7 protein-coding genes are annotated in these 13132 nt (G+C 42.3%); 1 reads left to right on the plus strand and 6 read right to left on the minus strand.

Features of this window, described 5'->3' with window-relative positions:
- Nucleotides 1-38: 38 nt before the first annotated feature.
- The 4 genes from SNE25_RS25925 to SNE25_RS25940 are packed head-to-tail and all read right to left on the minus strand — an operon-like array spanning nt 39 to nt 7136.
- A complete protein-coding gene (locus tag SNE25_RS25925) occupies nt 39-1757 on the minus strand; it encodes a RagB/SusD family nutrient uptake outer membrane protein (RefSeq protein WP_321561927.1) in 1719 nt (572 codons plus the stop codon).
- A 19-nt stretch (nt 1758-1776) separates the two neighbouring features.
- Nucleotides 1777-4881, minus strand: a complete 3105-nt coding sequence (locus SNE25_RS25930) for a SusC/RagA family TonB-linked outer membrane protein (RefSeq protein WP_321561928.1) — start codon at nt 4879-4881, stop codon at nt 1777-1779.
- Between the two features lie 10 nt (nt 4882-4891).
- Complete coding sequence (locus tag SNE25_RS25935) at nt 4892-5806, minus strand: carbohydrate kinase family protein (protein ID WP_321561929.1); 915 nt, start codon at nt 5804-5806, stop codon at nt 4892-4894.
- A gap of 4 nt (nt 5807-5810) precedes the next feature.
- Nucleotides 5811-7136, minus strand: coding sequence for a sugar porter family MFS transporter (locus tag SNE25_RS25940; protein WP_321561930.1), 1326 nt, complete (start codon nt 7134-7136; stop codon nt 5811-5813).
- A 348-nt stretch (nt 7137-7484) separates the two neighbouring features.
- On the opposite strand from SNE25_RS25940, the gene SNE25_RS25945 reads away from it, so the two are divergent.
- Entirely contained in the window at nt 7485-10256 is a 2772-nt protein-coding gene (locus tag SNE25_RS25945) for a substrate-binding domain-containing protein (protein WP_321561931.1), read from the plus strand.
- 69 nt (nt 10257-10325) lie between these two features.
- Here the strand turns inward: SNE25_RS25945 and SNE25_RS25950 are convergent, their stop codons facing one another.
- Together SNE25_RS25950 and SNE25_RS25955 are read right to left on the minus strand one after the other, a co-directional pair.
- Nucleotides 10326-10907 (minus strand): cupin domain-containing protein, encoded by a 582-nt coding sequence (locus tag SNE25_RS25950; RefSeq protein ID WP_321561932.1) that lies wholly within the window; start codon nt 10905-10907, stop codon nt 10326-10328.
- 50 nt (nt 10908-10957) lie between these two features.
- On the minus strand, nt 10958-13102 hold the full coding sequence (locus tag SNE25_RS25955; RefSeq protein ID WP_321561933.1) for a TIM-barrel domain-containing protein: 2145 nt from the start codon (nt 13100-13102) through the stop codon (nt 10958-10960).
- Nucleotides 13103-13132 lie beyond the last annotated feature (30 nt).

The raw sequence follows: 13132 nt of genomic DNA on the forward strand, positions 1-13132 counted from the left end.
AGAAATTTAGATAATGAATAATCTGGTTATGATTGATACTACCAACCCTGGTTTTGTTTATACAATCCTTTACTAAAGTTAATCTGATTTAGCGGAATTGGCATATACTCGTCCCTGTTCTTTTTAAATACGGCGTCCTGTAAATGCGATTTTCTTGTTTTCTCTACTGCAAAATAGCTATTCATATAGTCTGCTGCAATACCCCAGCGCACCAGGTCAAAAAAGCGGTAACCTTCCATAGCAAACTCTAACCGGCGTTCAAAACGCATTGCCTGTCTTGCAAAATCCTGTGTCCAGTTACAATTTACCCCTGGTTTGTAAATATCAATTTTGTAATTGGATATTGCACTGCCATTAGCTTGTTTCAATAACGATTCGCTGTTCAATGCCCGCTGGCGGATCTGGTTAATAAGCGGTACTGCTTCCAATTGCCTTCCCAATTCAATCAAGGCCTCCGCCTTAAATAATAGCACATCGGCATAACGGATAATTGCCCAGTTTTTTCCGCTCGACATAAATGGTGGGAATTTTTTGAATGCCGCATCATCGGGTAAAACAGTTTCTTTCATGCTCAGGTGTGGTCCATAAACCTGCGGAGCACGGGCCCATGAGGTTTGAAAGATAAAGCTCGCACGGTATTTATAAGGGTGCCCAGGTGTGGCTACGGTATGATCTATTCGCGGATCAAACGAATTGGTTTTGTAATCGCCACTTGGCTCAATATCGTTATTATTAAAAGTACCAAACATAGGCAAACCGGTATTATCTGTTTTAAACGCATTGATAAGGTTATTGCTCGGAACGTGAAAGCCGCAGCAGCCATACTCCTGGTTCATAGGATAATTAAGCTCATGACCAAAATCCTCGCGTCCCTGTGGGGTACCATCATTTATAGAATATTGAATAGCAAAAACAGATTCCTTACCGTTTTCATACTGTGATAAAAAGTTGTTGGCAAAATCGGGCAGCAGTGCGTAAGCGCCTGAATTGATAACATCATCGCATAAGCTGTTAACCTCAGTAAGTTTAGCCTGGTCAATTCCGGTTACATTGTTATTATCATCCTGCGTATAAGCATGGTACAATAGCGCTTTAGCCAGGTATGCCTCAGCGGCATATTTATTGGCCCTGCCCACTTCCGGCTGTGTTTTTGGCAAACTGGCCACGCCGGCACGAAAATCATCTTCAATTTTTTTCCATAAAGCATCGTCGGTTAATGCCCGGTTTGAAATTGTCGGGTAATCGGTTTTAGCTACATTTTCATCAATATAAGGTACATACTTAAACAATATTTTTAGTAGGAAATAAAAGTGCCCGCGTAGAAAACGAAGTTCACCCTGCCTTACTGCTTTATTCGGAAAATCTGTTTCAGATATAACATTTACTCGGCTTAACGCATCATTTACTCTGCCAATGCCTACATAAATCCTAAACCAAAGGGCATCGGTAGGTCCGTAATCTACACGGTTAAGTGAAAATGTTTCGTACCCATGAAATTCGCTGACATCGCCGGGGCCATCACCGCCTTTGTACGCGTCGCCGCTTCTGATACTGCCGTAAGGCCACATACTGCTATAAGGGGTCATGTACTCATCATTACCCAAAGCCGAATAGGCGGCAATAACCATTTTATCAACATTGGCAGGCGTATTTAAATCGCTGCTTGCTGCTGTGCCTTGTGGCACCGTATCGAGTGTTTTCTTGCACGATAGCAGGCAAACACAAACTAAAGCTGCTATATATATTTTACTTTTCATGTCTTTATTTTCTAAATATTTAAAAGGAAAAATTTACACCCACGGTACCAATAACCGGGATAGGATAAATGTTATTGGGGTTCTCGGGATCGATGGCTGTATAAGATTTACTTTTAACTGTAAACAGGTTACTGGCCTGCACATATACCCTTGCAGATTTAACATTAATGCTTTTAAGAGCGTCTTTAAGGTTATATCCCAACTGTATGTTCCTTAATTTTAAATATGATCCGTTTTCAATATAATAGGTAGACGAGCGGCCTTCGTTATTCCTGTCAACCGTAGTTAATGCAGGGATAGTGGAGCCTGGGTTTTGAGGGGTCCAGGCGCTTAGGGTTCTTGTTCCCCAGTTTGCACCTGGTGCTATTGATGAAAAATCGGTAAGGCCCTTATAAGTGTTATACTCCTGCACACCCTGCACGCCCTGTAAAAAGAATACCAGGTCAAACTGACGGAAGCTGACCGAGACATTCAATCCATAGGTAAAATCAGGATCTGTTGTGGCTATAAACTGCTGATCTTTACTGTCAATTATCCCATCACCGTTTAAGTCTTTGTACCTGATACGGCCTAAACCCTTACCTGGCTGCGCCGCTGAATTATCAACCTCAGCCTGCGACTTAAACAGACCATCAGCAACATATCCGTAAATGGAATTAACCGAGCGGCCCAATATGGTTTGGTCGGTTCCGTTACCCGGATAGGAGGCTATAGCATCCTGCGGCAAGCTGGTTATCTTGTTGCGATATGCGGCTACGTTACCCGTTAAGGTAAAAGCAAGATCATTTGACACTCGTCCGCTATAATTCAGTAAAAATTCAAAACCTGTATTCTTAACCGACGCCGCGTTTATGGTACGATTACCCGCCTCGCCTAAAACGGCAAGATATGCGGGAGTAAGTAAAATGTCTTTGGTGTTTTTCACAAAATAATCGGCCGATCCGGTGATAGTATTATCGAAAAGACCAAAATCTAACCCGAAGTTTGACTGTGTGGTAGTTTCCCATTTCAGGTTGTCATTGCCTTGTTGTATTTGTGTAAAGCCCGAAGGAAGCTGCCCTGTACCGGCACCACTGATATCATAAGCCGAACCCGATTCATAACCAAAGACGTGATTAATACCATAAATAGCCGAATAAAGCGTATAAGGCGCGTAGTAAGGGCTGGCCTGATTACCGGTTTGTCCGTAAGAATAGCGCAATTTCAAATCGGATATGGCAGAAATGTTATCTTTTATAAAACTTTCCTGACTCAAACGCCAGCCAACAGAAACCGAAGGGAAAACGCCATACCTGTTATTCGCCCCAAACCTTGACGAACCGTCGCGACGCACTGTTACTGATGCCAGATATTTATCATCGTAAGAATAATTAGCCTTACCAAAATAGGAAAGCAGGGAATAATTACCACCAGAACCCCCATTATCAATATTGGTTGATCCTGAGCTTAAATATGCATAATCAATATTTTCCTCACCTACACCCTGCCTGGTTCCGTAAAAGCTTTGGTTTATATATTTAAGCTCTTCCTGGCCTGCCAAAACATCCAGCTTGTGCTTGCCTTTGTTTAAATTGTAAGTTAATGTATTGCTGAATATCCAGTTACCTTCATAGTTGGCGTTTTGATTTACCAGATTTGTTGGATCTGAAAGGAAGCCTGAAACGTATGATTTACGCAATGTACGGGCATAGTTACCGCTGTAATCGGCAGAGATGCTGGTACGGAAATTAAGACCTTTAATGATGTTTAATTCGGCATAAGCATTGCCCAGTATCCGGCCAAAATTATTTTTGTTCTGTTTATTATCCTCAATTAACCTTACGGGGTTTTGCCTGTCGGCCATACCCGGGCCGGGACCACCCCACCCTATTCCATCTACCGTATGCACCGGAACAGCCGGCTCTTCAATTTGCGATAGACTGGTAACGTCACCGGTTGGAATCAGCACATCTTTCATATATGTGCCGGTAAAGGTTTCGCCAATCTTTAAACGGTTATTGAAAAAGTTATACTCGGAGTTAAAGCGCGCAGTAATCTTTTGATCATGAGTTTCTTTAATAACACCTTTATTATCATAATAGCTAACAGAAAACAGTGAATTACCTTTTTCGTTACCATTGGCTACCGATAAATTGTATGACTGAATGACTGATGTTTGTCCAATTTCGTCAAACCAGTTGGTATTGGCAGGCTTCATGGTTTTGGCGGCATCCAGAAACTCGGGCAGTATGACACTGTTAAGTACCGGGTTATTATAATCCTTATTCCAATCGTACTGATAGGTTTGGTTCAGGTTAGGATCCAGCTTATCATTTACCGAAGCGCGCCAATAAGCTTCGCCGCGTTCCTGGGTATTTAATGTTTTTAATTTGCTGGTATAAAACTGCAATGAGGTGGACGCGTCGAAATTAATGCGGCTGTAACCGGCCTTTGCCTTTTTGGTAGTAACGATGATTACACCTGCTGCTGCACGTGAACCATAAATAGAAGCCGATGCGGCATCTTTCAAAACCTGTATCGACTCTATATCACTTTGGTTAATTTCCTGTAAACCACGTTGGGTTTGTACCCCGTCAATAATATAAAGCGGATCATTACCCGGAAGACCTGGTAAAGGCAATGTAGTATTACCGCGCACCCTTACGGTTGCACTACCATTTGGCGAACCATCTGAGGTTATAAAAAGACCCGGTACACGCCCCTGTAAAGCCTTAATAGGGTTTCCTACCGGAATGTCTTTTATCTCGCTTACGTTCACTACAGCTACCGCCCCGGTAATATCTTTCTTACGTTCTTTCTGATAACCGGTAACCACTACTTCGTTTAGGTTGGAATTACCTTCCAGCGTGATCTGTAAATTCTTCGTATCGGCAGCTACCTTAATCGTTTGAGTATTCAGGCCGATATAAGAAAACTTTAACGTTTGACCATTAATGGCTTGTATGGTAAATTTTCCATCTTTATCTGTTAACGCGGCTTTTTGTGTTTCTACCACAACCACCGTAACAGCTTCCAGTGGGCCGGCCGACTTATCAGTTACCCGGCCGGTAATACTTCGGGCCTGCCCGAAACCATGTAATGCTGTAGTAAGCATTACAAAGGCAATTAGTAATAATTTTCTCATTATTATTTATTTATAGGTTAAATATTTGGGTTTTAAAATTCAAGTATTCGTCTAAGCGGTAATCGGGGCAGCCACCTTTTTTAGTGGCTATAAAACCGCCCATGGCTATGGCATTTTTTAATATTGTTTCGGGAGCCTCTCCCCTGAAATGATTGGCGATAAAAGCAGCTAAAAAGGAATCGCCGCTGCCTATAGTGTCGGTTACTTTTACCTCTCTCCCGGCAACATGGTAAGCCTTATCATGCTCATAATACGATGCACCGAACTCACCTTTGGTCACTATGATCTCGGGAACGTTAAAGTGCTGCTGTATGAATTTGATTTGTTCGGCTTCATTGCCAAACGAACCGCGGAAAAAGCTCTGAACCATTTCCAGTTCGGCTTGGTTAAATTTTACGATATCGGCTTTATGCAGCAGATCGCTGAGTAAATCGCGACTAATGAATGGCGGGCGCAGGTTTATATCAAATACCTTTATGGCATCATTTTCCAAAAGCTCCATAAGTGTATCGCGCGAAACATCATTTCGTGAACCAAGACTGCCAAAAACAAAGTAGGTTGAGGGCCTTATCTGCCCGGCAATATTTTGGCTGTCGCTGATAAAATCCCAGGCTACCGGGAAAACAATCTCGTATGATACTTCATTGCCATTATTCATTTTGGCGAGTACCTCGCTTGTAGGATGTTCATGGTCAACCTGCAGCAAATGCTTTTTAATACCCCAGTTATCGAGCAGTGTTTCCAGTTTGTGACCGTTTACATCATCGCCTATTTTGCTCACCAGGCTGGTTGCCATACCCAGCTTGTTTAAGTGATAAGCCACATTAAGCGGCGCGCCGCCGGGCTGTGGTCCGTCGGGTAGAACGTCCCATAGTATTTCGCCATAGCAAATGGCCGGGGTAGGTGTATTGGTTGGTGTGTTCATTGTATTAATGCATTACCATGTTAGTTTCAATCTGCTCTAATGATTTTCCCTTTGTTTCGGGCATAAACTTCCAGACGAATATGAGCTGGCAGAACATCATTACCCCGAAAAAGGAAAAGGTAGTGCCCCCTCCAAGCTTCTCGGCGAAGTAAGGGAAGCAGAACGCTATCAGCGCCGCCATAATCCAATGGGTCGAGCTGCCCAATGTTTGTCCCTTTGCACGAACCTGATTAGGAAAGATCTCTGATATGAATACCCAGATCACCGCTCCCTGCGAAAAAGCAAAAAAAGCGATGAACACCATCATGTAAACCGGGATGGCGAAACCATTGAAATGTCCTGAGTAAAAAGTAAATGCTACCAGGAACAGGGAAATAATAAGCCCAAATGAACCGATGAGCATCAGCATACGCCTACCTACTTTATCAATTACATTAATGGCCAGTAGGGTAAATATAAAATTGATAAGGCCTATACCTACGGTAGACAACAGGGAGGAATGTTGGCCGAGTCCGGCCATTTCAAATATGCGGGGAGCGTAATAAATAATAGCGTTGATACCCGATACCTGGTTGAAAAAGGCAAACAGCACAGCCAGCACCACAGGTGTTTTATATTGGCCCGAAAAAAGGTTATCACTTGTATTGCCGTCATGAAGTTTTGAATTTTTTATTGACACCAGTTCCTGTTCGCTATTAAGCGGATTGATAATATTGAGTATTTTAAGCGCCTTTTCATCCGCTCCCTTTTTGAGGATAAGCCATCGTGGGCTTTCGGGTATGAAGTAGATTAGAACAAGGAACAACAATGAAGGAAATGCCTGCACCCCAAGCATCCAGCGCCAGGAAGCCTCACCACCCTGGCTAATGAGGTAGTTCGACAGATAGGAAATCAGTATACCCAACACCACATTGAACTGGAACAAGCCCACCAGCCTGCCACGCCTATCGGCAGGAGATACTTCTGAAATGTAAATAGGTGCAGTTACCGATGATATGCCTACGCCTAAGCCACCTAATAACCTGAATATTAAAAACACATACCAGTTATCGGCAAGGGCAGTACCTGCGGATGATAATAAATAGGCTGCTGCTACAAAGTACAAGGTGTTTTTACGCCCGAACAGGTCAGAAGGACGGGCTCCGAACAACGAGCCTATTACTGTTCCTATTAAAGCGATAGATATAGTTAAACCATGTTCAAAAACCGAAAGATGCCAGAATTGCTGAATAGATTTTTCGGCGCCTGATATCACTGCTGTATCAAACCCGAACAAAAAGCCACCGAGGGCCACGACCATAGACCAGGCCAGAACGGAATGTTTTCTCATAAAAATTTTAAAGGTGTTATTGGATTTACAGTCGCAAAGTAGAACGATTGACCAGGTAGTAGTTATTGATTTTGTACCAGAAGCGTACAAAAATGAAACATTGCATAAATAATTGATTTACAGATAAATAAAATACACCCCTTTAAATATTTAACTAAAATCTTTGTTTATGTTACCCGCTTATTTCAATTTTGATACATAGCCCGGCGGTGTACGCGCCATTCAGGAGAGTCATTGTTTGAATTGTAGCTACATTTATTGATAACTTTGTACATAGGATGGGCCCAAGGGCGGCATCAATCAAATAAACCAGTTATAAAATTTTACCTAATTATAGCTCCATAGCTAATGGCTTTGTATCAAAAACTGCGTACCGCTATTCTGTTACTTATATTGCCCCTATTCTTATTTTCAGGCTGTAAGCATGCTGATAAAACATCGCGTTATACCATAGGCTTTTCTCAGTGCGTTGGTTCGGACCTTTGGCGCCGCAATATGCTTGATGAAATGAAGATGGAGCTGTCATTGCATCCTGGTGCCCGGTTTATTTATGCCGATGCCGACAACAGCAGTAAAAAGCAGGTAGCACAGGTAAAACAAATGCTTGATGAAGGTATCGATCTGCTGATCATATCACCAAATGAAGCACAGCCGCTTACAGGTATAGTTGAACAGATCTACAATAAAGGCATCCCGGTAATTGTTATCGACCGTAAAACTTCGTCTGATTTATATACCGCTTATGTGGGTGCCGATAATTACCAGGTAGGCAAAATAGCGGGAGAATACTTAGGCACAACACTCAAAGGCCATGGCAATGTAGTGGAGGTTATGGGATTGCCGGGTTCATCGCCGGCGATAGAAAGACAAAGGGGTTTTAGCGATGCGCTTTTAAAATATCGCGGAATCCACATTACAGCGCAAGTATATGGCGATTGGCTTAAGAACAACGCCGAAAAACAATTAATGCAAATACAGCCCATACTAAAAACCACCAATGCCGTATTTGCGCACAATGACGTTATGGCGCAGGGCTCCAGGAATATCCTGAATAAAATGTCGCTTTCGCATCACATAAAGGTACTTGGCGTTGATGCGCTGCCCGGTAACGGCGGCGGTTTGCAAATGGTGGCGTCAAAAACAATTGATGCCAGTATGCTATATCCAACTGGTGGAAAGGAAGCCATTACTACGGCTTTCAGGATATTGAACAAGGAGACATTTTCGAAGGAGAATATTTTACAATCGCTGGTTATCGATTCCAGCAACGTTCAGCTCATGAAGGTACAATGGGCTAAGATCAACAACCAGCAAAAGGACATCGAGCGGCAGCAATCATTATTAGCAGAACAACGCGAGATTTATAACAGCCAGCAGCTGATTTTAAATATTATAGTAATAACCCTGGTATTGGCAATTGTTTTTGGAGGGCTCGCCTTTTATTCGCTGATGGAAAACCGCAAGATCAATAAAAGCCTGGAAGCCAAAAACAAGGAGATATTGATGCAGCGTAACCAATTGATAGAAATGTCGGCAAAGGCTGAGGCAGCAACCGAAGCCAAGCTAAATTTCTTCACTAATATTTCACACGAGTTCCGCACGCCGTTAACGCTTATCCTATCGCCCGTAGAAGATATGATGCGAAACGAAAAACTGAATTTAGTGGCCGGCAAGAGTTTAAAACTAATGCATAAAAACGTATTCAGACTATTAAGGTTGGTTAACCAGCTGATAGATTACCGGAAAATTGAATATGATAAGCAGCAGATCAACGCGTCGCCCAATAATATTGTTGAATTTGTAACGGATATTTTGAACAGCTTTCAGCATAATGCTCAAAAGCGCAATATTAACCTGGCACTCACCTCACCGGAAAAAAATATTACGGTATGGTTTGATATGAATATGCTTGATAAAGTATTTTTCAACCTGCTGTCAAACGCTTTAAAATTCACGAAAGACAACGGCCGCATACAGGTTATATTTACCCAGCATACCAATACCGTCGAAATTGCTATACAGGATAACGGTATTGGCATGGAACCGGAAGAAGCAGAACACGTATTCGATCAGTTTTACCAGGCCGACAACGGGAGTTCTAAAGGATCGGGCCTGGGGCTATCTTTATCGAACGAAATAATTGGCATCCATCATGGCAGTATAAAAGTAAACAGTAAAAAATGGCAGGGTACAACATTTACAATAACCCTGCCACTGGAACCATTATATAACCAGGACGAGCCCCCTCATACCCGTACACCTGATATTTCAGTTATTGACGACAGGGCCAGAATGTACACCACCGATCTTGACGAACCGCTAATCAAAGCTGAACCGGATTTCGATTTAATGCCCAAGGAACAATCCATACTTATTATTGAGGATAATGCTGACCTGCTTACTTATCTGACTAATAAATTAAGTGCTGATTATGAAATATTTACCGCTGACAACGGAACACAGGGATTGACCGAAGCATTTGAAAAGGTACCCGATCTGATCATATCTGATGTGGTAATGCCCGGAATGTCAGGAAAAAAGATTACAGAATACTTGAAAACCGATATGCGGACATCGCACATACCCATAGTTTTATTAACAGCCCAGGCAAGTGTTGAGCAACAAATTGATGGAGTACGCAGTATGGCCGACGTGTATATGGTGAAGCCTTTTAATTATGAACATTTACTGGCAACCGTAAAAAACCTAATTAAAAACAGGGTAATACTAAAAGAACATTTTACCAGCGAAATTAGTCATGGCAAAATGCCCGTATCCAAAACACTTGATAAAAAATTCCTCAATGATTTTGCAGGCATTGTAGAGCAAAACCTGGGGAACGAGGGTTTAAATGTTGATGATATATGTAAAACTATCGGAATTTCGAGGGTACAACTTTACAGTAAGGTAAAAGCGTTGCTGGGGTGCAGTATTACCGATTACATTTTAAACCGGCGGCTTAAAAAAGCAAAGTATTTGTTGGTTAACGAAAGCTATTCTATTTCCGAGATCACTTATATGGTTGGCTTTGCCAGTCCTAATTATTTCTCGACCGTATTTAAGGCAAAGTACGGCTGTACCCCAAGCGAGTTTAAAAGGAACAGTATTAATCAGGCTTAGTATGGTGATTGATATTTTAAATCAACTCTAATATTTTTTAGTCGAAAGATCTATCCTGTGATAACCGGGTTAATGCTTCTTCCATAAGTTGATTAAGCCACCGGTCTTGCCTGTGAAAGGGTCGGTTTTAGGAATGGGCAAAGCGGCTATAGTTTCATCCGTCTTGGGTCTTTCGCCGGGCAGCCCTTTATTAACATCCCAACTGCGGCCATCCTCATAGGCGCCAACAATGCCAAGGTTATCACTACCAAGGTTCTTATGCCCCACACCGGCAGGAATAACGATGATGTCGCCTGCCTCTACTTTTACTTTTTTTCCTTTTTCGCCACCAAGATGCAACAGCGCTGTACCCTGGTAAACACCTAATACCTCATGAGAGGTACTGTGGTAGTGGTGAAACGGATAAACACCGTTTCGCCAGGAGTTTGTCCAGTTGTTGCCTGCGAAATGATTTTCGAGCCATGCCGCGCCCGCGTCCTCACGCGCTGTAAAAGCGCTGCGGTACAGCAATAAAGGGAACTCACTATTAGGTATTATCCCATCATCCTGAAAAAGGAGCTGTTCTGGTTTCATTGTCTGATCAGTATCAAAAGGCTTACGCATGTTTATGGCTAATAAGCCCAGCCATGATAAAAATGTTTGACGTTCCATGATCGTTTTCTTTGGATTGAATGTAATAGCAGGTAAAACCTTAATCCATTTTAGTTAATAACCTGCCACTTTTTGATGATGTACCTGGTATTTTTTAACTTACCATCCCGCCTGGTTTCACCTTTATTTTTATTCCAAATCAGGTTTAGCATATTATAGCCACCTTTTTCATAATTAAAGGTGATGCCATCATCTTCAAACAAGGTCGCCTTTGCATCAGCATTGCCGTATATGTAGCAGGTGATTTCGAACCTGGTATCAGGTGCAACATGCTCAACAGGTTTGGCTAATGGCAATATAGTCCCTGCCTTAATAAATATAGGTAACTGTGTTAAATCTGGTTTAATGGTGTACTCCCGCCCGCCTTCAAATCGTTGATTGGTATTATAATCATACCAGGTTCCTTCCGGCAGATAAACTTTTCTTTCATCCTGTTTTTCGGTTAATGGAGCAGCCAGTATGCCGTTTCCAATCATGTATTCGTCTGATAAATTATAAGTGTTTTTATCCCCGGGGTAATCCATCACTAAAGCCCTGAAAGGTGGTATTCCTTTAAAATGGTAATCGGCAAAGGCACTATATAAATATGGAATAAGGCTCATCCTGAAATTGAGCAGCTTACGAATATCCGCCTCCACGGCCTGAGCATTGTCCATCAATTCGCCATTGTTGTTCTTTTCCTTGTTTATCTGTAGCCACGGCGGATTTTGCAGATACCATGAATTGAACAGCATTTGAGCAGAAAGCACAGCCGTTTGACTGCGGCGCATGAAATCTTTAATAGAATTGGATTCACGTACTTCAGGCGACCAGATCATGCCCGAAAAACCCGAATTCAGGATCATCCGGATATACTCTTCATGAACGTAGGTATCACTGTATAAAGCAGCCGGATATGATGATGCAAAAGCGTTAGATGCCCTTACATCAAGATAGGTACGCTGATTTAACTTTTTATAAATGTTATATATCGTTTTTTGATAAAGCAAGCCAAATAATTGGTGCATTTGTTCGCCATCAATGCCAGACGGAAACTGGCTCAGCTCCGGAAAGCTCCAGGTATCACTGCCAAATGATATATTGGAGTTGTCGCACTCATCCATTTTAAAGCCCGAAATGCCATACTGCACAAAGGTTGCCTGATGATAGTTTGCAAAAATGTTGCTCGCGGCAGTATCGGCAAAATCGGGCACCAATCCATTCCACACTAAATAGTTACCAGCCTTATTTTTTAAAGGCCTATATAACGGCGATTTCGGCGACACAAACGCATGCTCCCACAGATTTATATGGAAGCCCTTATTTTTCATGCTATCAATAAACTCATTGGGTGTCGGGAAAAAACTTTTGTTCCATACATAAGAGCAGGAATAAGCAGCTGTTTGCCATTTGGGTTCCAAACCAAGCACGTCGCACGGAATATGATTATTGCGGAAGTAGGCAGCCATTTTATCAACCTGGTTTTGGTTAAAATCTGCCTTCACGCGGTATTTTACACCGAGCCCCCAGATAGCAGGCATAGCCCCACCACCGCCAAACAGGTTATAACGCTGCATTACATTTTTAAGATCGGGGCCTTCAAAAACAAATACTTCTATTCCTTTAGCACCCGGAATATCCGCAGTAACATAACCCGAGGCTTTATGGTCACTTTTGTATAACTCCTCCACCGAATTGCCACTTTTAACTACAGCAGTTGTATCGTTATTGTTTTTTAACCTGGCTGTACTGCCGCAATAAAAAGTGGTATAACGCGCTGTATTAATCAAAATACCGTAGCCTTTGTTGGATACATAAAATGTAGCGGGACCGTGCGTATAACCCAGATCATTTAACGGGTTATCGTTAACAATTGGGCGTTTTTTTAATCCCCTTTGATTGAAAGAGCCTATCTGCATACCAAATCCGTACAATTGCTCACTCTGATCTAAAGGCACTTCAACCACAACGCCCCTTTTATTAATACTGATCTTGATGTCAGCGATATTGAAAGGCAATTTGCCGGGAGGCAGTTTATCCAACGCGGCCTTTGAGGGCGGCTCGGAACAAAAACCATAGGGTGTAAACTTATCCATTTCGCCAGTTGATATTTTGATTACCCCCGCTGCCACTTGCGCAGTTTGGCTATAAGCGCTTACTATACCTATTTGAAGCAACAGGTATAGCATAACGGAATTAATAAAATACTTTTTCATAGTTAAACAACGGCAATATACAAATCATCC

It is taken from the genome of Mucilaginibacter sabulilitoris, from assembly GCF_034262375.1.
Taxonomy (GTDB): Bacteria; Bacteroidota; Bacteroidia; order Sphingobacteriales; family Sphingobacteriaceae; genus Mucilaginibacter; species Mucilaginibacter sabulilitoris.